Source organism: Companilactobacillus formosensis (genome assembly GCF_005405305.1).
Classification (GTDB): domain Bacteria; phylum Bacillota; class Bacilli; order Lactobacillales; family Lactobacillaceae; genus Companilactobacillus; species Companilactobacillus formosensis.
Window position 1 is genome coordinate 217,731 of sequence record NZ_BJDU01000001.1, and the last position, 24,352, is coordinate 242,082.

Here is a 24,352-nt window from a genome sequence, read left to right on the forward strand (position 1 = left end):
TACATAGTTTACAGAATTAAAATTAATGGTATTATTAATCGGTGACTTAAATAAAGTAAGTCATTATTTAATTTGAGGGGGTAGACTATGTATCAAATTTTAACGGATTCAGAATGCGACCTACCTTTGGCAACTCTGAAGGATAGCAATGTTGATGCAATCTGCTTCCATACAAAAATTGGTGCTGAAGATATCTACAATGATTTTGGTCAAAGTTATGATATTGAGGAATTTTACCAAAAGATTCAAAAAGGAATCATGCCAACTACTACACAAGTTAATATTGGTGAATATGTGGAATTTTTTAAGCCCTATGTGGAAAAGAAAACGCCAATCGTCTATATTGGCTTTTCTGGTGGATTGAGTGGCTCTCTTTCTAGTGCCAAACAGGCTAAGGACATCTTATTAGAATCATTTCCAGAAGCAATAATAGAAATTGTTGATACAGCTGCTGCTAGTGGTGGTGAGGGTCTGTTAGTTTTGCAAGCAATCAGACTTCAAAAAGCTGGCAAAAGTTTGCAAGAATTAGTGGAATGGTTTAGTAATAATAAATTACGTCTTCAACAATGGTTTACCGTTGATAATTTAAATTATTTGTATCATGGTGGCCGAATTTCTCATACATCAGCTGCTTTGGGTACACTCTTAAAAGTGAAGCCCATTTTGGATGTTGATCCTAATGGTAAGCTACGTATGGTCGAAAAAACTCGCACACGTAAAAAATCACTTTTAGATTTAGCCAGCAAGATAACTCCGGCAATTAAAAATGATGTTAACCAACCAATTATTATTACAACGAGTGGTGATTATGAAGCTGCTCAAGTTGTTAAAAATAAAATTCAAGAGTCGATTCCTGAAGCTGATATTCAAATTTATCCAATTGGTATGACTATTTCAAGTCACACAGGTTTTGGTTGTGTAGCAGTCTTTGCTATGGGATCTGCCGATCGACAATAATTTTTCTCCCCACGACTATTTATGAAATAATTAAAAAAGTTCAATTCTTATGAATTGGACTTTTTGTTTGTCAAAAAAAAGAATAAAAATCACATAAAAGTAAACTTTTTTTATTTTTGCATAAATGCTTAATAATGCTGTTAAATCAATCTTTCTTTTAACATTTATGCAATAAAAAAGTTATGTGATTATAATCTAATATTAATTTGACAATATTTTGGAGTAGCGTAATAATTTTCATAAATAATATTATTACCTGATTTATTACCACTAGATAATAATTATTCTAAATTGAAGAGGGAGATTTAGTTAATTATGTTAATGAAAAAGGGAAAAGAATGGGCTTTATCTTGTGTAGCTGTCAGCGCAGCAGTTTTGATGGGGATGTCAACAACAACCCAAACTAATGCCGCAACTACTGTCAATAATGGTTTCAATAATAGTACTTCTGTAAGCGAGAGCTCAACTGCATCGCAAACAGCAAATACTACGAATGATGTTGCGACAACTCAAGGTTCAGCACAATCAACAAGTAATACAGCAACAACGCAAAGTACAACACAATCTCAAACAGCCGTTACTCAATCCGTAAATGATGAGGTTCAAGATGGTGGAAGTGTTAGTGATGACTTTAGTAATGAAAATAGTAATCAATTGGGTTATGCATCAAACTTCCATATTTTTGCCAATGAAGCAACTTTGAATGCTCATACTAATGGTAATTTAGCTGTTGGTACTTTGAATGGAAACGTTAATTTCGGTACAAATATCCGTGAAGGCTATTTGAATAAAGATATTTCTTATGTTCAAAATCACAATGCTATCGCTTCAAGTTCGTTTGTCCAAGGAAATGCTGATCGTACTAATAAAGTTGTTTTCGGTGAAGGTAATGATATTGATGTTACTGACACGACTCGGACTAAAGTTGATGGAACTAACATTGATCACTTGACTAAAGATGAAACGTATCAAGATAAGAATGGTAATACATATATTGATTTTGGTTCACAGTTCTCACAATTAGAGAGCAAATCAAATACACTTTCCAATATGGAACCGACAGTTTCAGTTCAAGCTAGTGATTTTCCAGATCGTAATCAACGTGTTATCAACTTGGAGAATTATAATCCTAATGCAAACAACCAAATCATTATCAATTTGGATGCTGATGTCTTAAATACTGATACCCCAATTTATATTACCGGTTTATCCGCTGACAAGGGTGGAACGAGTGTCATTATTAACGTCGATACCAAAGGCCAAGATCCATATGATGTTAATTCACAAGTTAAATTGACCTTTAATGATGGTGAAGGTGCTAACGCCAATCAAAAGGATCGTCCTAACCAAGAAACAGAATACTTTGATGACAACCACTTACTATGGAACTTCTATGACAGCACAGCTAGCGATAATTTGTACACAGGAACAATTGACGTCAAACGTCCATTCCAAGGTAGTGTTTTGGCTCCAAAGGCAACTGTTATAGCTGATGCTAACCTTGATGGTAATATTGTAGCTGACAAAGTGATCGTCAACGCCGAAACTCACAGATGGGATCTTCAAGACGATAACGCTACTGAAACAGAGTTTGAAAGACCTGTAACAATTCCAGGAGAACTTCCTGATGGATTACCAGATGAAGGAGACGGCGACGAAAACGACGGTGGCAATATCGAAAACCCTGATGAAGAAGAAGAGGAAGAAGATATTGACCCTGACACTGGTGATTTAATCGAAGTTGATGGCGGTTCAGAAGGTCAAAAGCCAGATACTGATGATAATGGTGAAGAAGATAAAGACGAAGATAATGAAGGCTCAGAGGAAGAAAATAATGGTTCTGATGAGTCTAATGAATCCGAAGAAGCTGGAGAAGAAGAAGGAACTGACGGACTATTAGATAGTGATGGCAATGCCATTACAAATGGTGGTTCAGAAGGAAATTCTGAAGGATTATTACCAGGTGTTGCTGGTAGTAATATTGCCGAATCACAAGGCTCAAGTTCAGATTCTGGAACATTGCCACAAACTAGTGAGACAACTGGAATTCTTGCCACAATCCTAGGTGTAATTTTGGCAGCTTTTGGTGCAATTTTGAAATTTACTAGAATCAAAAAAGAAGATTAATTTTAGATAAAAATAAAGCCTCCACGATTTCGTGAAGGTTTTTTATTTTCTCTTTTTAGAATTACCAGTTAACAAGTAATTGATACCGGGAATCCAATTTAATATCCAAATAATAACAATCGACAAAGCTAAGACAACGATGTATCTCAAGAAAGTAGCAGCTAATCCGTGAATAGCAACGTGATTCATGAACCAAGGTTCGATGAAAAGAATTAATAAATTGTGAATCAAGTAAACTCCGAATACTAAAGGCGATAAGAACTCAAAAGTTTTAATTGTGATGTTGGATTTGATTTTGCTCCCCCATTTTTGTAAAAGAATAAAAGCAGCAACTGACATGATAGGAATATAAATAGAAGTGACATAATAGCCGTTATTGCTGTCGAAAATTCTAGGAACGGCTTCAGAAATGAAATTACCACCCATACCGGCAATTAGAAAAATAACAAGTAAGATAAGATTGTTAGCTTTTTCAACTTTTAGTTTTGTTAATAAATAACCAAGAATAAAATAGCCTGTGAAACCTCCAACTAAGAAGAAGTTAGCTACTGGCGATAGAGTAAGAATCTTTGTGTAGTCCTTTGGCAACATTACGGCAAGGGATGGTAATAGTGAACAAGTAACTAACCAAATTCCTGTGACATAAATCAACATTTCATTAGAAGCATGTTCAACAAAAGTTCTGATAACTGGAGAAAGAATATAAATTCCAACGAGTGGATACATGAACCAAAGCGTTGGAGAAGTTGGTTGATAAAGGATAGTTTTGACAACACTCATTACGTTTTTAAATGATAATGAATGTGCATAAATCCCAACAACAATAGGTGAAATTATTGACCACAAGATAAAGGGAATAGCCACATGCGGGATTCTTTTTTTCCAAGTATAACTTAAAGAAGTTGTTTTTTTACTATTGAGCAATAGTGATCCAGAAATCATAAAGAAGACGGGGACACTGATGTGAGCAAAGTAATTTAAAATTTTGGTGATCTGCCATTGTCCACTGCCAACATTCAAAGTAGTATCAATAGCAGAAACGTGGATAAAGACCACTAAGAGAATGGCAATAACACGGATAAAGTCTAAATAAAAAATCCGATGATTCTTATTCATAAAAAAAAATCCCTCCAAATGCAGGTTTGGCTAAGATGTCGTCGTCGTGCCCACAGCGTTCCAGCGTTTTCCAAGGCCGAACGGACGACGGCAATTTAATGTCAAACCTAAATACTCTATTAATAATAGTTGAAAACAAGAAGAAAATGAAGTATTGGCGTATGATATAATGACAAAGTAAAATTATTGATTGGAAGAAGTTATTATGCGCGTAGGAGAATCTCCAGGAACAGATTTTGTCAGATATTTAATATGGATAGCATTTTCCATCGTAACATTGATGTTGAAAAATAATGCGGCAAATAGCAAAGGATTGGATATGCCAATCGTGATAGTCTTCTTTGTCGTTGGATTAATTACGCTATTTTTGATGATTAGAAAGTATATTCGAGAAGAAAAATCATTTTCCGATACAGCTGATGGTTTCGTATATTCGTTATTATCTAATGCTGGATTGGTCAGCTTAATGATAATTTTGGTTTGCTTGATGCGAATCATGGTCAGTTATTTGCAAATTACTGGTAAATTACCCAAGTTTGCTAACGATGACGTTTCAAGTGCTGAGCAGAGTGTTTTTGTCTTTAACATGGTTGCAAATGTTTTTGTTATAACGATTCAGCAGCAATTAGTGCAAACTGGATTTTTCTTTAATTATTTCTTTAGAAAGAGTTCGGCTTACAGTGCCATTATGGGAATTTTATTGAGCGGGGTCATTGCTGGATTGATCAGTTTGCCTGGTTCTATATTGCAATTCTTTATGATGATGGCTTTAGGCTGGTGCTATGCTTTAACTTATTTGTACACTAAGGATGAAAAGATGGCTATCTTTGTAGCTATGGTTAGTGCAGCAGTTGGAACAATAATTATTTAGATATTTATTATAAGTCTAGTGTCGTAGTTCAAAACTATGGCATTGGGCTTTTTTTTAGTTTAATAAGTATCGTATAAGTTGATAAATACCATTTAGAGTTAACTAAGTATCGCTATACTAAACATAATCAACCCAATATAATTAATACAAGAGGTGATTAGGATGAAGTTGGACATGAGTAAGATTATTTTACAAAAACGCAAAGAAAAGCAAGTTACACAACAACAATTAGCTGATTTTGTCGGTGTATCTAAGGCTTCAGTTTCCAAATGGGAAAATAATCAAACGTATCCTGATGTAACATTGCTGCCTTTATTAGCAAGCTATTTTGATATCACCGTGGATCAATTGCTAAGTTATAGTAACAATTTATCTGCAAGTCAAATTAGAAAAATTTATCAATCCTTAGCTAATTCTTTTAAAGATAATCCACCTGAACAAGTTTATAAATCATTTGAGGAAATTATTCATCGCTATTATTCTTGTGCACCATTAATTTTAGAAATGGGACAGTTTTTAGTTAATCACGGGGACTTGTTTCCTGGTGACAATCAAAAAGATAAAACTGAAAAATATTTAATTCAGGCACAAAACCTTTTTCAACACGTTTCTGAAATATCAAACGATCCGGAACTTTTGGCAAAAGCTAAAAATTTCTCAGCTTATTGTTCACTAGTTTTACAAAAACCAGATGAAGTTTTGCACAAATTAGGCCAGTACGTACCCGAATATTATCCAGTAGAAAGCTTGATAGCCTGGGCTTATCAATTAAAAGGTGAAAATGACAAGGCCGTGGCAACAACTCAAAGTGCTTTATTTCAGTACATTGCCGTTATGATGAGTCAGTTAACTAATTATTTGCAATTAATCGTCAATCAACCACAAAAGTTTTTGGCTACTTATCAACGTGGACAACAAATAATCGTGGCTTTTTCTGTCAAAAAATTAAATCCAACTATCGTAATTAACTTTTTGACCTCGGCAGCGTTTGGATTTGCTCAAATCAAAAATGATGAGATGGTCAAGCAATGTTTGTCCGAGTATGTTGCACTACTAGAAAATATTAAATTTCCACTTAAGCAGCACGGAGATAAGTATTTTGACCAAATAGATGATTGGCTAGAGCAAACTGATTTGGGTGACACTTTGCCTAGAAGCGACCAACAATTAAAAACTGACTTTGTAACGATAATCACGCAGACCCCAATTTTTATGGCATATCAAAACGATGAGGAGTTTAAAGAGATTTTTACCCATTTAAACAAAATAAAGGAGAATTTGGATGATGAATAATCCAGATATTTTTTTCGATAATCTACCGCTATTTATTCCATTAATAATTTTAGAACTAGTTCTGGATATCGTAGCTTTAGTACATATCTTCAAGCATCAGAAGTATCGTTTTGGCAACAGAATTTTGTGGATAATTCTAGTATTATTATTCCAACCAATTGGTGCCGTTGTTTATTTGTTAGTCGGCAAGGAGAATGAATAATGTCAGTTTTGGAGTTACACAATGTCAAAAAAAGCTTTGGTGATAAAGAAATCATTAAAGGATTAGACTTTTCTGTTCCAAAGGGTTCAATTTTTGGCTTTGTTGGTGAAAATGGTGCTGGAAAAACTACTACGATGAGAATGATTCTGGGCTTAGAAACAATTGATTCAGGTGATATTGAAGTAAATGAGAAAAAAGTCCATTACGGCAATTCCCTCACTAACCGAGTTATAGGTTATTTGCCAGATGTTCCTGAATACTATGATTATATGAATCCCAGTGAATACTTAACTCTTTGCGGACAATTAACTAATATTCCTAGAAAGGAATTGTCGCAACGTATCAAACAACTTTTAAAAACGGTTGATTTACCAATCAATAAAAAGAGAATTGGTGGTTTTTCTCGAGGAATGAAGCAACGTTTAGGAATCGCTCAAGCATTATTGAATCAGCCTAAATTACTGATTTGCGATGAACCAACTTCAGCGCTTGATCCGATTGGAAGAAGTGACTTTTTAGATTTGTTGGCAAGCTTACGTGGCGAAATGACGATTATTTTTTCAACTCATATTTTGAGTGACGTTGAAAGAATCAGTGATCGCGTAGGTATACTCGATGATGGAGTTTTAAAAGTAAACGATACGCTTGATAATTTAAAAAATGACTACGCCAAACCACGAATAGTATTGAAATTTGATTCTGAAAAAATGGCTCAAAAAGCAAATATTTCATTGAATCAACAAGCGCTTCAAAATAATGCGCAATTGACTATTGATTATCGAGGCTCTTATCAAGAGAGTGCTAAAGTTATTTTAGAAAGGCTCTTGAAAGCTGGCTTAGTACCAATTTCTATGAATAAGCAAGTCACTAGTTTGGAAGATATCTTTATGGAGGTAACCCGATGAGAATTTGGATTTTTATGCGTAAAGAATTATTGGAATCGTGGCGTAATTATCATTTATTGATTATTGTGGCTATCTTTGTAGTTTTTGGAATTGAGGGACCACTAATGGCCAAGTTAACACCAGATTTATTAAAACTAGCTTCAACTAGTCAGATGACTATCAAGATGCCTGATCCTACCAGTGTTGAGGCGTGGCAACAGTATTATAAGAACATAACTCAAATCGGAATTTTTATTTTAGCGGTTATTTTTAGTGGAACCATTAGTAATGAAATATCTAAAGGAACTTTAGTCAATTTAGTAGCGAAAGGGCTGCCACGTTATGCGGTAGTTATTGCCAAATATGTCGTCGCTATGTTGCAGTGGTGTTTGGCAGTAATCATAGCCTTCTTGATCAACTGGGGCTATACGACGTACTATTTTCCAGATGATAAAAGTCCTAATATTTGGATGGGGATGTGGCCTTTATTAGTCTTTGGTCTATTGTTCGTTGCAGTGGTTATTTTGGGTTCAACGTTGAGCAAGAGTAATTATGTTGGCTTTTTGATGTCAGTAATTTTGTTCATCAGTTTGATGTTAGTGAATATGTTTGAAAAATTGCAGAAGTATAATCCAATATCGTTAGTCAATGATAATTTGGATTTAGTCAAAGGCACAGAAAAGATATCTCATATTTATCCAGCTATTGGGATAAGTGTTGTGGCAGCGATGATAGTTTTGTCAATCTCAATTTTGATTTTAAACAAGAAAAAAATTGGTTAATATTATCACTGACTGAATAAGAATAAATGAAGGTGACATCATGCAAGAGTGGTTAGTTAGAAAGAATGTAAAGTTGAAGATTTCTGATCCTAAAGATGCCGAGAGTCTTTATGAACAAATTGAGAAAACCAGACCTCAATTAGCTAAGTTTATGCCCTGGGGTGAGTCGACTAAATCAGTTGCTGGCGAACGGGCTTTCCTAGAATATTGTCAAGAACGTATGGCCGCAAAGAAACTGTGGAATGCTAGTATTTGGATCAATGGACATCCAGTTGGCATGATCGATTTGCACAATATTGATCTTGATAACAAACATGCTGAAGTTGGCTATTGGCTTGGAGGAGAGTTCCAGGGTAACGGCGTTATGACCGATTGCCTGAAAAAGCTGCTAGAAATTGGCTTTGATGAACTAGGTTTACACAAAATTAAACTAATGGCGGAAGAAGTCAATCTTGCTAGTAATGCGGTTGCTAAAAAAGTCGGCTTTCAATTTGAAGGTACATTGAAGGATGAAATCTTTTCAGCTGGAAAATATCACGATGCATCATTATATGGATTAGTAAAGTAGTCAGAAAATAGCAAAAACTCCAATGGGATACCCACATAGGATATTTCATTGGAGTTTTTAATTTATTGTTCAGAAATCAAATCTGAGGACTCGTTACTTAATAATGGGGAAACTGTACCATCGACACACAGAGTCAAACTGTGCATGGCTCGAGTACAGATAGTATAAAGAACATCAGTACTACGACTGTCAGGATAGTTTATGTTCGAGATGTCGTGTCCGATAACCGCATCAAATTCCAAACCTTTTGCCAAATAAATTGGTAGGACTAGAATGCCCTTAGGAATTGAACGAAAATCAGCATCAACTAAAGTAATAATAGATTCATCGCTGAAGTGGGTATAAATTTGTTCAGCTTGAGCTTGATTACGCGTCAAGATAGCGACTGTTTCGTATTTCTTGTTGAGTTCTTTAGCCGTTTCCTTTAAACCTTGATAGTAATTATCATTGTCAAAGACCTTGATAACGGGATCTTCACCTTGACGAGAGAAAGCTTTGATTTCTTCACCATTTGGCAAAAGTTTAGTGGCAAAGTTAGTTATTTCAGCAGTTGAACGATAACTTTGATTTAACGTAATAGTGTTGATACGTTTTTTACTGAATAATTCGTTAACTTCGGTAACAAGATCTTTTTGACGGTAGGAACTAGTTAATACATCTTGAGCACGATCACCCAACAGAGTCATTTTGGCATTTGGAAAAGCATGGGCGATGTATTTGAGTTGAGCCATCGTATAATCTTGCACCTCATCGATGAAGATGTGTTGAATCGAATGATTGACACCACCGTCAGTAACGATATCACGTAAATAAAGAATGGCGATTGAATCACTGAGATTTAGTTTGTGAGCTTCAATATTGTTGTCGATAGCTTCAATCATTGTTTGCCAAACACTATCAGAAACCAAATCTTGGTCCATCTCGTTGAGCAAGAAGAGATATTCCTTATAAGGGTTAAAGAAATAGTCGTTGATGAGGGCGTTATAAATTGGTGCGTAACGTTCCTTCAAAAATTCTTCGGCAATAATTTCACGTTGGTTAGTTGACTCTTCAATGTTGTGGTCGGTAATAATTTGTTGGAAGTCTTCATCAGATAAATTGTCGATTTCAGCTTGAACCCAATCTTCATTACGATCTTCATGGATTCTTCTTTGGAGACGTTTGATCAAAGCATTTTTCGTCTTTAAGAAACGATCGGTAATGTGGTAAGCATGATTGACTGAATCATAAATTTCAGCCATTTCTTCTTTAGTGAAGAAAGGTTTACCCTCAAAGATAATGTCTTCAAAATGCAAAATATGTTCAGGATGATTTTCTTCAAGTTCGGCTAACTTGTCTAAGAAATCGCCACTTTCTTTATAAAGACGCATTTTAACAGTTGATTCTGGCAAATTGCGTTCGTCTTTTTCATAGCGTTCAAATAGAGTTTCAACTTGAACACCAGTTAGTCTTAAGGAAATGAATTCATTTAAAGTAACCTGACGCATGTTTCGTTCACCTAAACTAGGTAAGACTTCAGAAATGTAATTACTGAATAATTTATTAGGGGAGAACAAGACAATATTATCGGCATTCATCGTTGAGCGACTGTGATAAAGCAAGTAAGCAACACGTTGTAAAATGGCAGAAGTTTTACCAGATCCAGCGACACCTTGAACTAATAAAACGTCAGAACGAGTGTCACGGATAATAACGTTTTGTTCATGTTGAATAGTAGCTACGATATTCTTTAGATATTCATCACTGTATTCGCTTAAGACAGATTGGAGAATTTCATCCCCAACGGTTTCATTGGTATCAAACATATTACGAATATTATTTTTAACAATTTGAAATTGACGTTTCTTCTTTAGTTCGACTTCGGCTTTACCATTGGGAGTTTGGTAGTGTACTTTACCAAGCATCCCGTTGTAGTAAATTCCCGAAATGGGAGCACGCCAATCATAAATTAGGAAGTTTCCGTCATCATCTTGCAAAGTAGAAGTACCGATATAAAGAGTATCTTCTTCACCATCTTCAACGATATCAATTCGTCCAAAATAAGGTGAGCCTTGGAGATTTTCTAGTTTAAGACGGTTGGCGTTTAAAATATTTTCGTTTTCGACTGCCAAGGCAACTAATTGCTTTTGTTGTTGAACAGAAGCGTTAGTTTCCATTTGGTCATCGACTTCAAAAATATTAACTTTGGTATTTTCACCATAGTTACGATAAATACGATGTGTTTCTTGATGAGCTTGGGCAATACTTTGGTCAACTCGTTTGATCTTGTTGTCGATTTTTTCAGCAACTGAATTGACTCTTTGTTGTTCTTCATCTTTTGATTGATTAATCGTCATTAAAATCCCTCTCACGTTGACAATTTGTCGATTTTTAATTATGCTAATAGCAATTAGAGTACATTAAAGCATAAGCATTTTTTAGTACTAATTCAAGTAAGTTGGTTCAGAGAATAACTTCACGGCTGCAAAAGTTATCGACCTTGAGTTAGGAAGTGGGTATGGTTAGTCACCTTATAACTTTGAGCGGTAGAGTAATCTACAAGACAGGTGGCACCACGCTTTTGCGTCCTATTATTTAAGATAATAGGGCGCTTTTTTTATTGTGGAGAGCCATTATACCACCAGAAAAATCTTTGTGCATTAATTAATTCAGGAGGAAAACATGAAAACAAATACTATTTTAACTGGGGATCGTCCCACAGGAAAATTACATATCGGACATTATTTAGGTTCATTGAAAAACCGCGTTAAGCTCCAAAATGAGGGCAAGTATAAGATGTTTATCATGATTGCTGATATGCAAGCTTTGACTGATAACGCCCGCGACCCTCAAAAAGTTCGTAACAGTTTGATTCAAGTTGCTTTGGATTATCTTTCAGTTGGAATCGATCCTGCTAAAACTAATATTTTGGTACAATCACAAATTCCTGCTTTGAATGAATTAACGATGTATTATCTAGATCTAGTAACGGTTTCTCGTTTGGAAAGAAATCCAACTGTTAAATCAGAAATCAAACAAAAGAGTTTTGGTCAAAGTATCCCCGCAGGATTCTTAACTTACCCAGTTAGTCAAACTGCTGATATTACAGCCTTCAAGGCCGATACAGTTCCTGTTGGTGACGACCAAGAACCAATGATGGAACAAGCTCGTGAAATCGTTCGTACCTTCAATAACACTTACAACGTTGATACTTTAGTAGAACCAGAGGGTTACTTCCCACCTAAGGGACAAGGTCGTCTACCTGGTATCGATGGCAATGCTAAGATGAGTAAATCATTAGGCAACTGTATTTATCTATCCGATTCAGCGGATGAAGTTACTAAGAAAGTTATGTCTATGTATACTGATCCCGACCACATTCACGTTGAAGATCCTGGTAAAATTGAAGGCAATACTGTCTTTACTTACCTTGACGCATTTGGTACTGATAAAGAAAAGATTGCTCAATTAAAGGAGCAATATCAAGCCGGTGGTTTAGGTGATGTTAAAGTTAAACGTTATCTAAATGATGTCTTGCAAGAAATCCTTGAGCCAATTCGTAATCGTCGTGCTGAATATGAAAAAGATATTCCTGGTGTTTACGATATCCTTAAAAAGGGTAGTGACAATGCTAATATCATTGCTAACCAAACTTTATCTGAAGTTAGAAAAGCCATTGGTGTTAACTATTTCGACTAATTTCTGAAAATTAAAAACGCTTTTACAGAAAAATGCTATGCTTAACTCTTGATTTTATCAAGAGTCGGGTGTAGCATATTTTTTGTTCTAAAATATTAAAAGTTTTTTTTTGAAAAATGAGGTGACTTAATGGACGATTATAATTTGGTTGGATTCGTGATGCGATATTCGATGATCAAGAAGCGAATTGCTGCTAAGTATTTGAAAGAAGAGGATCTGAATACTTTTGAAAGTATCCTCTTGGGCATCGTTTATAAAAAGCAAGAATGCAGCCAAGATAAAATCGGTGAGATCACATTATTTGACGGTGCTAGCATCGCCAGAGCTTTGAAAAAACTTGAGGATCGCGGATTTGTATCCCGGCAAGCTGATCCTAATAATCGTCGTAAGAAGTTGGTTACCATTACTGACGCAGGACAGGAGCTTTACGATGAAGTCCGTAAAGCTTTTCATAAGGGTAATGATGCCATCTTTAAAGGCATAACTTCTGAGGAACAAAAAGAATTAGAAAATATTTTAATGAAAGTTTATAAGAATTTAGACGCTATTAAAATATAGAAATAAAAAGAGAAGAGGAATTTGTTATTATGGCGAATAATAATAAAGCAATTGTGGATGCACATGGGAAGCCTTTCAACCGTAATCTTTTGGTCTTAGTGCTTCTTGTGGGTACTTTTTGTACGGTTTTAAACGGTACAATTTTAACTACAGCTTTTCCAACTTTGATGAAGGAATTCAGTGTTAGCACATCAGATGTACAATGGTTAACTACTGGTTTCTTAATGGTTAACGGAATTATGATTCCGGTCACTGCTTGGTTGAGTAATAATTTTAGTACAAAAATTTTATATATCATCGCAATGTCAACGTTCTTAGTCGGAACGATTATGTGTTTTGTGGCACCAACATTTGGTACTATCTTAGCCGGTCGTTTGATTCAAGCGGTTGGTGTTGGTGTTACTATGCCTTTGATGCAAGTTGTAATGTTGTCGATATTCCCACCTGAAAAACGTGGTGCTGCCATGGGACTAAATGGTTTGGTTGTCGGACTTGCTCCTGCTATTGGACCTACACTTTCAGGTTTCATTATTGATAACTCATCATGGAGATATCTTTTCGGAATGATTATTCCTATCGTTGTAGTTGTTTTGATTTTGGCACTTATCTTTATGCGTCCAGTTCTTCAAACACATCGTACTAAATTGGATGTCTTGTCATTAGTAGAATCCACGGTTGGATTCGGGGCCGTATTGTATGGTTTCTCATCAGTTGGTGATGAGGGCTGGGGTTCCATGACCGTTATCGGTTCAATCATTGTTGGTATAATTTTCATTGTCCTATTTGGACTTCGTCAATTACACATGGACAAGCCTTTCTTGGAATTACGTGTTTTCAAGGAAAAGAAATTTGCTATCGCTGCCGCTTTGTCATCTGTTACTAATATGGCAATGGTCGGTGTTGAAATGGTTCTACCATTATATCTTCAAATCGTTAAGGGAATGTCAGCTTTCCATTCTGGATTGACATTGCTTCCTGGTGCTTTGATGATTGGTATCATGAGTCCTATTACTGGTAATGCTTTTGATAAGTATGGACCTAAGGATCTTGCCCGTATGGGTATGTTCTTGCTAACAGCTGGAACAATTCCTTTCTTGTTCTTGACAAAATCAACTCCAGTACTAGATATCGTTATCTTGTACATGATCCGTATGTTTGGTATCTCAATGGTCTTGATGCCTGTTACAACAGATGGTATGAACTCATTGCCATTGAACTTGATGAGTCACGGTACAGCCGTTAATAACACTGTTAGACAAGTCTTCAGTTCAATGGGTACAGCTATTTTGGTCAGTGTCTTGACTAACGTAACTAATAATTTGAAACCTGGTAAGTCACTCTTATCAGCAAGTCCACTTAAATATCAAGATAGCTACATTAATTCTACCTTGAGTGGTTATCATGCCGCCTTTGCCGTAGCTATTGTCTTCTGTTTGATTGGTTTCTTCATTACTTTCATGGTTAAGAATAAGGCTAAATCAAGAGACATTGATATGAAGAATACAGAATTGGCAGGTGAAGAATAATGATTTTAATTTCAATCTTACTTTGTGCCGTTTTGGCATATATCTTCGCCGTCTTTCTACCCAACAAGAAAGTTGGATATAGTTTATCCTTCACTTTTATCGGTTTGTTTTTAATCGCTTTAGTTTTATTGATTTCAAATGAATACAGTCATTTTGGAATGAAACAAGTAACGTCTGAGAGCACTTATCAAATTCAATCTGCTCAAAAGGGCAGTAATCTTTTATTAGAAAAAGAATTGGGTACTAGTGGTAAAGAAAACGTCTATATTTATCGGACTCCAGAAACTGCTAATGCCAAAAAGCCTCAAACAACAAAAGTTGATTCTCATGTCAAAAATGTCGTTAAAACAGGCAATTATAAGAATGCCACATTAACGAAGAAGACTACTCGTTGGGAATACAAGAACGGTTTCTATTCATTCTTATTCGGAATCTCTGACAACAATAAGGAATTTGTTAAACAAACAAATACCTTTAAAGTTGGCAATGATTGGTTAGTATTAACAACAGCACAAGCTAAACAGTTACAAAAGAAGATGAATAGTAAATCTTTCAAAGCTCAAATGAAGCAAGAAGGTGCAGCTTTTGTTAAAGCAGAAGTTACTAAGGCTATGACTCAAAACCCTGCTATGACAACTGCTCAACAAAAGCAAGTTACTAAGCAGGCTCAACAAGCTTTCCAAGCACAAGCTCAAGCTAAATTGATCCAAGAAATTAAAAATAAATAGTGATTTTTTATCACTCATGAAATTAATTAAAAAGCACAAATTCTGTTGTAGAGTTTGTGCTTTTTTTGATGTAATTTTTTAAACAATCATTTTAAATAATGATAAAAATCAAAATATAGGAAAACAATTAACCACTTTCATAAATATATTTTATATTTTCATATTGATTAATAATTGCAACTATTCCATAATTATTCCTTGAAAGGGGAATGTTATGGGATTAAAGAGAAAAGTGCTCTATGCCACGATTTTGGCCTCCAGTTGTTTACTTTCAACTACGGTTGTTAAAGCTGACCAAGTCGATGCAAATAAAGAGCAAAATGTTAGTCAAAACGTTACGAACCAACTTAATAGTTCGGTAAGCGATAAGTCAGTTAATAACGCTTTAGACCAGACTGAAACACCAGACAAAACGACTCCAAAAGAATCAACGACGATTCAAAATCAGAAGCAGAGTCAGAGTCAAATCAATAATCAAAGCAACGTCCAGACTACTCAAGCGAATAGTCAAATTGCTTCTGACAAACAAATTGATGGTGTCTATACGGTAAATAGTAATGGATTTATTCCTTTATATTATGCCGATGGATCAGTTGAGACTAATCGTGCTTTAGCTGCTAACAGTGCTTGGTATACAGACACTTATCATACTTTAGATAGTGGCAATAGTTATTATCGTGTTGCTACTAATGAATATGCCAGTGCTAAAGATGGTACTTATAAATCATATGTTCAACCATATTCTGGCGATGCTACAGTGGTTTATCAATCAGGCTCTAGTATTCATTCTTTCAAAGGTTATGGTAATCGCGCTGTTTATGAAGGCAATGATTTAAGTACTGGTACGAGTTGGAAAGTAAATAACCACGCTAATATTGGTGGTAAAGAGTGGTATCAGATTGGTTCTGATACTTGGGTTCCACAAGATTATGTAGTTATCAATAATGGAAATTATAAAGAAGCAGATTGGATTTCAGGTGTTCCTTTGATTGCTCAAAGACCAGAACTTCCTAATGGTTGTGAAATCACTGCCGTAACGATGATGTTGCAATACGCTGGTGCCAATGTTGATAAGATGCAAATGGCCAGAGAAATGCCACGTAGCAGCGATCCAAACTATGGTTATATCGGTCAACCTTGGGATGGAACGGGAATTACGATCTTCCCACCTGCTTTGATGAATTTGGTTGAAAAGTACGCTGGTACTGCTAAGAATTTGACTGGTCAAAATTTTGATGCAATTAAATATCAAATTAATATCGGACACCCAGTTGTTACTTGGAATACACTTTATGGATTTCCATATCATGCATTAGTGGTTACCGGTTATGATAGCAATTACGTTTATTACAACGATTGTTGGACTGATCAGACTTTGCAAATGGGGATTACGCAATTTATCAATAATTGGAATACACAAAATAGACGTGCAATAAGTTATTAGGGGGATAGAAAAATGAATAAAAAATCAAAAATGTTTTTTGTTTGTAGTTTTGCACTAGCAATGTTGGCTGTAACTACACAACAAAATGTAAAAGCTGATACAACAACTGAAACTTCAGTTGAAAATGTTCAACAACCAGTTGCTCAGGCTACACAAGAAGTTTCAACACCAGAAGAGACAGCCACACAAACTGCTGATCAAAATCAAACTGAAACACAAGCCACTGACCAAACACAAACACCAGTTGTCAATGATGCCACGACAACAGATGCTCAACCAGCTGCAGAAACTAAAACACAAGCAGACAGTACAACATCTAACATTACTCAAATCAAAGGTGTCGTAACTACTGGAAATCAGATCACTTACCTTTATACACAAGATGGTCAAAAGTTAACTAACCGTGCTCTAGGACCTAATACTCCTTGGTACACAGATCAAAGAATGGCTTATAACGGTGGAACATATTATCGTGTTGCTACTAATGAATTTGCTGATGGTCAAAACGTTACCTTGTCATACGGAAGCGCTGCGGATGGAATCGTTCGTGTTCAACCATATGGTGCCGTAAATTACACACGTAATGACACAGGCTTTGCTAGAAGTGGTCAACCCAACTTTGATGGAAATTCAGTTTGGAAATACAATCGTACTGATAACGCCAATGGCAAGACTTTCTATCAAATCGCCAGCAATGTTTGGATCAACAGTGATGATGCTACAACAGCACCAGCTTACCAAAATCCAAATGGATGGCTTCAAATTCATGATGAACAAATCAAACCCGTTGGTAATGTAGGTTATCCTTTGTATAACGGTGTTGAAGGAATTAAGACTTGGCTAGTAAGAAAGTATTTTGGCTACTCAAATGCCCACACAATTTATGATGGCAATGTTGCCAATAGTGTTAGAAGTCTTCAATCAAGAAAAGGTCTTCCTGTCACAGGTATCGTTGATTTAAACACTTGGAAGGCTATGGGCTTCACAGAAACTAGTTGGTATGGAATTGACTCATACGTTGCTCCATTAAGAACTAATATTACAAGTACTAGATCAGACCATATTGAAGCTATGATCAACGAAGCATACAGATACTTGGGACAACCTTGGATCTCAGGAGCTTCAAGTTCTCCTGATTATGGTGTTGATTGTTCTGGATTAGTTACCCAAGCACTTTATGCCTCAGGAATTGATTCAGCTCCAGTTTCATCAATTCAACACGCTCAACCAGGTAATGAATGGAATTGTCAAATGTACTGGGACGATGTTAGAATTCCTCACGTAAACTTTAATGAACGTCAAAGAGGAGATTTAATCTTCTTTACAGACCCATCAAGTGGTATGTTATGGCACGTTGGTATCTTGTTGGATGCTTCAACAATGATTGAATCATGGCCATACGCCGTTCAAGTTCACTCAATCTATTCAGGTCGTGGAAACATCGCCGGAGTAAAACGTGTCTTTGCTTAATATTTTTATATGATCAAATAAATGCATCTGTTTAGATAATAGTTAATCGACTATATCTGAATGGATGTTTTTTTCGCCGAAAAATTGATAAAATATGTTTCTTATGTATTAATTCTTTTGTAAGCTAATTGTTAGTAACTAGGAAGTTTCTTAGGGATAATGTTATAAGAACAGAGGTGGGATTGTGGAAAATATATTTCAAATTAAACATCTTTTTTATAAAGTTGATGAAACAACAATTTTAAAAGATATAAATTTAGAAATTCAAAGAGGAAAATACATTACGATCGTTGGACCATCTGGTAGTGGGAAAAGTACTTTAATGCGTATCTTAGCATCAATGATTAGTTCAACTTCTGGAGAAGTAATCTTCGATGGCAAATCAATTGAAACTTATGATCCAATTTTATATCGTCAAAAAGTTTCATATGCCTTTCAACAACCAACTTTATTTGGTAAGACAGTCAGAGAAAATTTAGAGTTTCCATTTGAAGTGCGTAAAAAAGAAGTTGATGAAGCAAAGGTTATTGATTATTTGAAGATGGTCAACTTAGATGAATCTTATATCGATAAAAGCGTTAACGATGTTTCCGGTGGAGAAAAACAGCGGATTGCCTTGTTGCGTAATTTGTTGTTTCCACCAGAAGTGTTGATAACTGATGAGGTCACGGCTGGTTTGGACGCTGAAAATAAGGAAATAGTGCATAAAATGCTAAATCAATTCAATCAACGGGGATTAACGATTTTACGAGTGACTCACGATGAGACTGAAATTGATGCAGCAACCGATAAAATTACCATCAGAAAAGGAGAGTTAGTAAATGACTAATTTAACAGTTTCTAATTCGACATTAGCGCTAGGTTTTGTCCTAGTTTTGGTAGCGTTAGTTATTGGTTATGTTGAAAAGCTCCATATTAATAAAGATATTTTAATTGGTGTCGTGCGGGCAATTATTCAATTATCGATTGTTGGATACATTCTGAAATTCGTTATCAAGGCTGATGATATTTGGTTAACCGGTGCCTGCTTTGTTATTATCGTTATCAATGCTTCATGGAATGCGGGTAAACGTGGTAATGGAATACCGAAAGCCTTTCAATCTTCATTATTGGCAATTTCAGTCGGGACGGTTATTACTTTGGGAACCTTAGTGTGGACGGGTTCAATCAAATTCGTACCCGAGCAAATCGTGCCAGTGACCGGAATGATTGCTAGTAATATCATGGTTGCCATCGGTCTTTGTTATCGCAATATGATGCAGACTTTTACCGATCGACATCAACAAGTTTTAGAAAAACTAGCTCTGGGTGCGGATATTAAAATGGCTTCTTTGGATATTTTACGAGACAGTATCAGAAGCGGGATGCAGCCAACAATTGATTCTATCAAGACTCTAGGATTAGTTAGTTTACCAGGGATGATGTCTGGTTTGATTTTTGCGGGAGTTGATCCAGTCAAAGCTATCAAGTATCAAATCATGGTAACTTTCATGCTTTTAGCCTCAACTGGTTTAGGCTCAATTATTTCTTGTTATTTGGCTTATAAACAGTTCTTCAATGAAAGAAAACAATTGCGAAACGAGTTAATTTCGTAAAAAAAGCGTATATCATTTTCGATATACGTTTTTTTGATACTTAATTTACTTGTAAGTTAACGCTACCCAAGTCATTGTCAAAATCAGCTCGCCAGTTCCCTTTAGTCAATGATGGTGGTAGGACAAAAGTTCCAGAAGATACTCGTTGACCTTTTAATAATTGTTTTCCTTGAGAGTCTAATTTCTTTACCAACCATTGTAAGGACTTCAAAGGATTGTCGAGAACTTCTGAAGATTTACCGGATTTCAATTTTTCTTGATCGTGAAAGAGGGTGGCGGAGACGTTTGCTAGAGCTTCGACTGACCCTAGAGTTTTAGTGTCTTTTTCATCTCCATAAACGACTAGCCCGCTGACAGCTCCATCTGACATGACCATGTATTTGGACAAGCTAGGAAACCAGTTGCTGAAGCGAGAGTCGGGAACTTCTAGGGCTGGTGCTACGGTAGTTTTTTCCAGTAAGTCTTCTAGAGAATCTGTCGGCAAGAGGTCCTCTTTGGCTCGGAAGCACAATTCAACTTCTACTAGAGGCTCCATTAGGTTCTTCAGTGAGACCACGGCGGTAGATTTCAAAAAATTATTGGTCATTTCAGCGCCATACAAGGGTTCATTTGCATCAAACATGTCTTGAGTTTGTTTGCTAGTCAATGAGACCTTGTATCCACCGACGGAATCATCTTTCAAGTCGGTAAAGGCGTCTTGAACTTGATAGGCTGAGTTCTCGTCGGTGACCAAATTAGTCCAGTCATCTTCTAATAAAGGCTTTTTAGATTGCAGCGCTTCTGCTAATTCGTTTGCAAATTCCTTTTGGTCATAAGTTAAAGTAGTAGTTTGAGTTGTAGTTGTATTTTGTGTCATAAGTGGTTCCTCCATGGATTTTATTTTTTAATTTAATCTGAATCTGAGAATCGTTGTTAATGCCACTAATATCGCTTTCCATTTGGAACCACCTCACTTTTTTGAATTTTAATTTAACAAAAAACGCCCTCTGATGACTAGAATCATCAAAGGACGTTTACCGCGTGTTACCACCTTTTATTCGTAATATTATTACTAATATTACCTTGCACAAACTAATAAATAATTTGTCGGCACGTTAATGGGTGCAACCAGCGTTTTCTACTCGGATAAACCTTTTGAATCGCAACTGACAGGTGATTGAATCAATTTTTTGATATTATCTCGCATCAACCGATAACTTTCTGAATCAAGTCGATCGACTCGTTTCCTGCTGAACGTTTTTTATTAAATTAATTGTTGCGAGTAATTTAAACCCAATTTAAAATAATGTCAACAGTTAGATTAAAAAAAGATTAAAATAATTTAATTTTACAGCTTTCTGTAATTAAGCCTACTATATGGACCAGTTTTTTTATATAATTGGTACAATGGGATGTGATGTAGATTTGAAGTTAGCAGTTATTGAAATTGGGTCTAACTCCATTAGAACATCAGTGTATAGATCTTCAAAAAAGAATCGTTTTAAAACTTTGGATCGTTGGCGTGAGCCTGTTAGACTTGGAAAATCGATCACACAGAGTCGACTTTTGACTAATGATCAGATTGAAGAAACAATTGATGTTTTAAAGAAATTTCAAGACCGAATTGAACGCTATCAAGTAGATAGAATAAGCTTGATTGCCACTGCCGCAGTAAGAATGGCTAAGAATCAAGAGCAATTGATCTTTGCTGTTCTAAAAGAAACCGGATTGCAACTAGATATCATCAATGAAAAAGAAGAAGCTTATTATGATTATGTGGCTGTTAGAAGTACGATGCGCATTAAAGATGCTTTGATTGTTGACGTTGGTGGCGGTAGTAGTGAAATCAGTTTAGCCAAAAAAGGACGTCTAAAATATGGACTAAGTATTCCGATTGGCGCTATTTCAATTTCGGACTTGTATTTGGCAAGTGACCCAATAAAAGCAGAACAATTAACAAAAGCAAGACAAGATATTAGTCGGCGTTTAGAAGACTTGCATTGGATGAAAACTCCAGCCACTTTTGTTGGTCTCGGTGGAACTTTGCGAGCTGTCACTAGTATTTTGAACCGTGAAGGCAAAAACAAAAAAAACTTACATAATTCTGTGATTTCATGCGAGCAGATTGATGAACTCTTTGATAAATTGATTCACACTTCATTGGAAGAACGTAGTCAGATCAAAGAACTCAGTGATGGAAGATATGAAGTCATTTTAGGTGGGATTTTGATAATCTCAGAAATTATAAAGAAAACCCCCTCTAAGGAAATCCGTTTTTCGAATTTCGGCGTTAGAGAAGGCTATGTTTTTAATTACTTTCACAAGATGAATCTTCAAGAAAATTAATTATGCACGACTAGGAATGGTTTGTTTAGCACTAGCCAAAATATGACCATCCATTTTGTGTAGCAATTCATTCATCCAGAAACCATTTTCCAAATCAAGATTGTCGTCTAGAGCAAACACCTTGAGTACATAATCATGGGTTTGGTCTGGTGGATAAGGTCCGTTGTAACCCGTGGCCACATCTTTAGGACCATCGAGTAAGGGACTGGCAGAACTATTCTTTCCTTGAACAACTGGAGCTGTAGCTGTTTGACTGAAATCTTCAGTGATTTCTTGATCAACAGGAATGTTAGCAGCTGTCCAATGAATCCATTCAAAACCACAAACAGGAATTGAATCAGGATCAGTAAAAGTTAGAGCAATAGTTTTGGCATCTGCTGGTATGTCTGATAACTTAATTGGGAAACTGATAACCGGTTTCCCATTTTTTATTGCTTGAGGGTTCGCATATTTACCGTATTTGTCTGGTAATAAGTTATTTGGTAAATCAACTTTTATTTCCATGCAAAAATCTCCTTTATATGAGGTATTAATAATGAAACAAATAGATATTAATGAACTACCTGAGAATATTGTAAATCAGGTTGAAAAAATAGAACAAGATTATAATAAAAAAATCGAATTTTTTTCCGATTATACGCAACAAGATTATTTAACTTTGGATCAAGCTAGTCATACGATGAAAGATGACACGATCAAAGTAATTATTACTAACGAGAAGTACGCTGATTTCGTCTTAGCGCACGAATTGCATCATATTGAACTAGAACTATCTGATGAACCAGAAATTGATTGTGCCGTTACTAGTGGACAAAAAGATCGTGATGGACAAGTTTTGATGGTCGCTAATTCAGTATTTGAAACTTTGGAGCACGTTACTGTTTTGCAACGTCAAAAAGAAGATGGTACTTATACTGCTGAAATCAAACAAGAGTATCTCAAAGGAATTGATATAGCTCTTCGCCCCAAAGTATCGATGGATATGGCTAATATGCGTTTCTATCGTACTTTAGTTATGTTTGATGGAATTATCTTTGGTGAACATCAAAAAGATGCTGATTGGAAGGATAACTTCCCCAAGTCATTTAAGTATGCTAGTCAATTAGCTGAGATAGCTGAGCAAAATGATTTATCAGTTCCTTTCCAATTCCGTCGTGCATTGGTCAACTGTTTAGACGCCTACAATGAAATTATTATCTCTAACGGCTATCAAGGACTTCATTTCCACACCTTCTTGAATGTCACACCAATCATTTCCAAACGTCAGTTGCGCTTGTCACTTAATCAAGTTTATCAAATCAAACATTCTGAATACAAAAATCGCGCTACTGGTCGAGACGGTTTTGTCTTGATTGCTATCAATGATGGTCAAGGAGTGGCAACTCTAAATCTAGATCCAAATAAAGTAACACCTGAATTTTACAAAGCATTTTACCAATACACAGTTCAAGAAGTATTTGAAAAAGAGGGTATCAAATATTTAATTAGATAGGGGTAAAATTTATGATCGATAAAATCGAAGAGTTTAAAACGTTATTGGACCAAGCAAAATTCGTAACTTTTCTTACTGGTGCTGGAGTTTCCGTACCATCAGGAATTCCTGATTATCGTTCAAAAAATGGACTCTACAAACGGGAGAAATACAATTTCCCACCAGAATACATGTTGAGTCACGATAATTTGATCAAGCATCCAGATGTTTTTCATGATTTCGTTGTCCACAATATGTATTTCCCAGACGCTAAACCAAATATCATTCATCAAAAAATGGCTGAGATCAGTAACCAAAAGGGTGCAATCGTTACCCAAAATGTTGACAAATTGCACACTAAAGCTGGTGCAAAAAATGTCGTGGAATTTCATGGTAATTTATACGATAATATTCATTGCTTAACATGTGGAAAACAATTTGATTATCATGATTACTTAAAAGATTTTAGACACCATGAAGATAATGGTATTATTCGTCCCGGAACGACAGTTTTATATGGCGAGAACATCAATCCTAACAACTTTCAAAATGCGGCTTTGATGGTTCAAAAAGCTGACTTGTTAGTAGTTGTTGGCACTAGTTTTAAGGTTTATCCCTTTGCTGGATTATTAGAATACAGTTCACCCAAAGCTAAATTGGTCGTCATTAATAAAGAAGATTTAGATATCGATTCATCAATTCTGGCAATCGCTGACGATGCCACGAACGTTTTTTCACAAATATAAAATAATGCTAT

At 35.7% G+C, this 24,352-nt stretch carries 23 protein-coding genes; 19 read left to right on the top strand and 4 right to left on the bottom strand.

Translation table 11 applies throughout. The features are described 5' to 3' along the window. The first annotated feature begins 87 nt into the window (after positions 1-87). Entirely contained in the window at positions 88-957 is an 870-nt protein-coding gene (locus FFM65_RS01055; RefSeq protein WP_119317255.1) for a DegV family protein, read from the top strand. Between the two features lie 321 nt (positions 958-1,278). After that, on the top strand, positions 1,279-3,084 hold the full coding sequence (locus FFM65_RS01060) for a collagen-binding domain-containing protein (RefSeq protein WP_218022553.1): 1,806 nt from the start codon (positions 1,279-1,281) through the stop codon (positions 3,082-3,084). 42 nt (positions 3,085-3,126) lie between these two features. On the opposite strand, the gene FFM65_RS01065 is transcribed toward FFM65_RS01060, so the two are convergent. Continuing rightward, positions 3,127-4,200: an acyltransferase gene (locus tag FFM65_RS01065; protein WP_119317257.1), complete on the bottom strand. Its 1,074-nt coding sequence runs from the start codon at positions 4,198-4,200 to the stop codon at positions 3,127-3,129. A 205-nt stretch (positions 4,201-4,405) separates the two neighbouring features. Between FFM65_RS01065 and FFM65_RS01070 the strand changes: the two genes are divergently transcribed. From FFM65_RS01070 to FFM65_RS01095, 6 genes are all read left to right on the top strand, one after another. After that, positions 4,406-5,071, top strand: coding sequence for a CPBP family glutamic-type intramembrane protease (locus tag FFM65_RS01070; RefSeq protein ID WP_119317258.1), 666 nt, complete (start codon positions 4,406-4,408; stop codon positions 5,069-5,071). A gap of 174 nt (positions 5,072-5,245) precedes the next feature. Then, positions 5,246-6,364 (top strand): helix-turn-helix domain-containing protein, encoded by a 1,119-nt coding sequence (locus tag FFM65_RS01075; RefSeq protein WP_162897869.1) that lies wholly within the window; start codon positions 5,246-5,248, stop codon positions 6,362-6,364. Further along, positions 6,354-6,566, top strand: coding sequence for a PLDc N-terminal domain-containing protein (locus FFM65_RS01080; protein WP_162897870.1), 213 nt, complete (start codon positions 6,354-6,356; stop codon positions 6,564-6,566). Before FFM65_RS01075 ends, FFM65_RS01080 begins: the two co-directional genes overlap by 11 nt. Further along, complete coding sequence (locus FFM65_RS01085) at positions 6,566-7,471, top strand: ABC transporter ATP-binding protein (protein WP_119317260.1); 906 nt, start codon at positions 6,566-6,568, stop codon at positions 7,469-7,471. The genes FFM65_RS01080 and FFM65_RS01085 overlap by 1 nt, the downstream gene beginning before the upstream one ends. After that, on the top strand, positions 7,468-8,232 hold the full coding sequence (locus FFM65_RS01090) for an ABC transporter permease (protein ID WP_119317261.1): 765 nt from the start codon (positions 7,468-7,470) through the stop codon (positions 8,230-8,232). Before FFM65_RS01085 ends, FFM65_RS01090 begins: the two co-directional genes overlap by 4 nt. A gap of 40 nt (positions 8,233-8,272) precedes the next feature. Next, positions 8,273-8,800 carry a GNAT family N-acetyltransferase gene (locus FFM65_RS01095; protein ID WP_119317262.1) on the top strand — a complete coding sequence of 176 codons (528 nt, stop codon included), beginning with the start codon at positions 8,273-8,275 and terminating at the stop codon, positions 8,798-8,800. Between the two features lie 62 nt (positions 8,801-8,862). On the opposite strand, the gene helD is transcribed toward FFM65_RS01095, so the two are convergent. Further along, positions 8,863-11,136, bottom strand: a complete 2,274-nt coding sequence (gene helD, locus FFM65_RS01100) for an RNA polymerase recycling motor HelD (RefSeq protein ID WP_119317263.1) — start codon at positions 11,134-11,136, stop codon at positions 8,863-8,865. 325 nt (positions 11,137-11,461) lie between these two features. On the opposite strand from helD, the gene trpS reads away from it, so the two are divergent. From trpS to FFM65_RS01140, 8 genes are all read left to right on the top strand, one after another. Beyond that, on the top strand, positions 11,462-12,478 hold the full coding sequence (gene trpS / locus FFM65_RS01105; RefSeq protein WP_119317264.1) for a tryptophan--tRNA ligase: 1,017 nt from the start codon (positions 11,462-11,464) through the stop codon (positions 12,476-12,478). A gap of 129 nt (positions 12,479-12,607) precedes the next feature. Beyond that, positions 12,608-13,036: a MarR family winged helix-turn-helix transcriptional regulator gene (locus FFM65_RS01110; RefSeq protein WP_119317265.1), complete on the top strand. Its 429-nt coding sequence runs from the start codon at positions 12,608-12,610 to the stop codon at positions 13,034-13,036. A 29-nt stretch (positions 13,037-13,065) separates the two neighbouring features. Continuing rightward, positions 13,066-14,562 (top strand): MDR family MFS transporter, encoded by a 1,497-nt coding sequence (locus tag FFM65_RS01115; RefSeq protein ID WP_119317266.1) that lies wholly within the window; start codon positions 13,066-13,068, stop codon positions 14,560-14,562. Then, the gene (locus FFM65_RS01120) at positions 14,562-15,290 is read left to right on the top strand and encodes a DUF4811 domain-containing protein (protein WP_119317267.1); all 729 of its coding nucleotides are present in this window, start codon (positions 14,562-14,564) and stop codon (positions 15,288-15,290) included. Before FFM65_RS01115 ends, FFM65_RS01120 begins: the two co-directional genes overlap by 1 nt. A gap of 214 nt (positions 15,291-15,504) precedes the next feature. After that, positions 15,505-16,734: a C39 family peptidase gene (locus FFM65_RS01125; RefSeq protein WP_119317268.1), complete on the top strand. Its 1,230-nt coding sequence runs from the start codon at positions 15,505-15,507 to the stop codon at positions 16,732-16,734. A 12-nt stretch (positions 16,735-16,746) separates the two neighbouring features. Continuing rightward, positions 16,747-18,204 carry a peptidoglycan-binding protein gene (locus tag FFM65_RS01130; RefSeq protein WP_119317269.1) on the top strand — a complete coding sequence of 486 codons (1,458 nt, stop codon included), beginning with the start codon at positions 16,747-16,749 and terminating at the stop codon, positions 18,202-18,204. Positions 18,205-18,388: 184 nt separating this feature from the next. Then, on the top strand, positions 18,389-19,033 hold the full coding sequence (locus FFM65_RS01135) for an ABC transporter ATP-binding protein (RefSeq protein ID WP_119317270.1): 645 nt from the start codon (positions 18,389-18,391) through the stop codon (positions 19,031-19,033). Continuing rightward, positions 19,026-19,799 (top strand): ABC transporter permease, encoded by a 774-nt coding sequence (locus FFM65_RS01140; RefSeq protein WP_119317271.1) that lies wholly within the window; start codon positions 19,026-19,028, stop codon positions 19,797-19,799. Before FFM65_RS01135 ends, FFM65_RS01140 begins: the two co-directional genes overlap by 8 nt. Positions 19,800-19,839: 40 nt before the next feature. On the opposite strand, the gene FFM65_RS01145 is transcribed toward FFM65_RS01140, so the two are convergent. Further along, positions 19,840-20,655 carry a 2-keto-4-pentenoate hydratase gene (locus FFM65_RS01145; RefSeq protein ID WP_119317272.1) on the bottom strand — a complete coding sequence of 272 codons (816 nt, stop codon included), beginning with the start codon at positions 20,653-20,655 and terminating at the stop codon, positions 19,840-19,842. Between the two features lie 548 nt (positions 20,656-21,203). Here FFM65_RS01145 and FFM65_RS01150 point away from each other — a divergent pair. Continuing rightward, a complete protein-coding gene (locus tag FFM65_RS01150) occupies positions 21,204-22,124 on the top strand; it encodes a Ppx/GppA phosphatase family protein (RefSeq protein WP_119317273.1) in 921 nt (306 codons plus the stop codon). Here FFM65_RS01150 and FFM65_RS01155 read toward each other — a convergent pair whose 3' ends face one another. Further along, positions 22,125-22,628, bottom strand: a complete 504-nt coding sequence (locus FFM65_RS01155; RefSeq protein WP_119317274.1) for a YbhB/YbcL family Raf kinase inhibitor-like protein — start codon at positions 22,626-22,628, stop codon at positions 22,125-22,127. A 31-nt stretch (positions 22,629-22,659) separates the two neighbouring features. Here FFM65_RS01155 and FFM65_RS01160 point away from each other — a divergent pair, with 31 nt between their 5' ends. Together FFM65_RS01160 and FFM65_RS01165 are read left to right on the top strand one after the other, a co-directional pair. Further along, positions 22,660-23,616: a hypothetical protein gene (locus FFM65_RS01160; RefSeq protein ID WP_119317275.1), complete on the top strand. Its 957-nt coding sequence runs from the start codon at positions 22,660-22,662 to the stop codon at positions 23,614-23,616. A 23-nt stretch (positions 23,617-23,639) separates the two neighbouring features. Further along, positions 23,640-24,341 (top strand): NAD-dependent protein deacylase, encoded by a 702-nt coding sequence (locus FFM65_RS01165; protein WP_162897891.1) that lies wholly within the window; start codon positions 23,640-23,642, stop codon positions 24,339-24,341. Positions 24,342-24,352: the final 11 nt, after the last annotated feature.

Coding starts and splice junctions, on each gene's coding strand:
- FFM65_RS01060 (WP_218022553.1), top strand. CDS start 1,279: ATGAAAAAGGGAAAAGAATGGGCTTTATCTTGTGTAGCTGTCAGCGCA.
- FFM65_RS01120 (WP_119317267.1), top strand. CDS start 14,562: ATGATTTTAATTTCAATCTTACTTTGTGCCGTTTTGGCATATATCTTC.
- FFM65_RS01070 (WP_119317258.1), top strand. CDS start 4,406: ATGCGCGTAGGAGAATCTCCAGGAACAGATTTTGTCAGATATTTAATA.
- FFM65_RS01140 (WP_119317271.1), top strand. CDS start 19,026: ATGACTAATTTAACAGTTTCTAATTCGACATTAGCGCTAGGTTTTGTC.
- FFM65_RS01090 (WP_119317261.1), top strand. CDS start 7,468: ATGAGAATTTGGATTTTTATGCGTAAAGAATTATTGGAATCGTGGCGT.
- FFM65_RS01065 (WP_119317257.1), bottom strand. CDS start 4,200: ATGAATAAGAATCATCGGATTTTTTATTTAGACTTTATCCGTGTTATT.
- FFM65_RS01125 (WP_119317268.1), top strand. CDS start 15,505: ATGGGATTAAAGAGAAAAGTGCTCTATGCCACGATTTTGGCCTCCAGT.
- FFM65_RS01145 (WP_119317272.1), bottom strand. CDS start 20,655: ATGACACAAAATACAACTACAACTCAAACTACTACTTTAACTTATGAC.
- FFM65_RS01085 (WP_119317260.1), top strand. CDS start 6,566: ATGTCAGTTTTGGAGTTACACAATGTCAAAAAAAGCTTTGGTGATAAA.
- FFM65_RS01095 (WP_119317262.1), top strand. CDS start 8,273: ATGCAAGAGTGGTTAGTTAGAAAGAATGTAAAGTTGAAGATTTCTGAT.
- FFM65_RS01155 (WP_119317274.1), bottom strand. CDS start 22,628: ATGGAAATAAAAGTTGATTTACCAAATAACTTATTACCAGACAAATAC.
- trpS (WP_119317264.1), top strand. CDS start 11,462: ATGAAAACAAATACTATTTTAACTGGGGATCGTCCCACAGGAAAATTA.
- FFM65_RS01080 (WP_162897870.1), top strand. CDS start 6,354: ATGATGAATAATCCAGATATTTTTTTCGATAATCTACCGCTATTTATT.
- FFM65_RS01130 (WP_119317269.1), top strand. CDS start 16,747: ATGAATAAAAAATCAAAAATGTTTTTTGTTTGTAGTTTTGCACTAGCA.
- FFM65_RS01115 (WP_119317266.1), top strand. CDS start 13,066: ATGGCGAATAATAATAAAGCAATTGTGGATGCACATGGGAAGCCTTTC.
- FFM65_RS01160 (WP_119317275.1), top strand. CDS start 22,660: ATGAAACAAATAGATATTAATGAACTACCTGAGAATATTGTAAATCAG.
- helD (WP_119317263.1), bottom strand. CDS start 11,136: ATGACGATTAATCAATCAAAAGATGAAGAACAACAAAGAGTCAATTCA.
- FFM65_RS01075 (WP_162897869.1), top strand. CDS start 5,246: ATGAGTAAGATTATTTTACAAAAACGCAAAGAAAAGCAAGTTACACAA.
- FFM65_RS01110 (WP_119317265.1), top strand. CDS start 12,608: ATGGACGATTATAATTTGGTTGGATTCGTGATGCGATATTCGATGATC.
- FFM65_RS01055 (WP_119317255.1), top strand. CDS start 88: ATGTATCAAATTTTAACGGATTCAGAATGCGACCTACCTTTGGCAACT.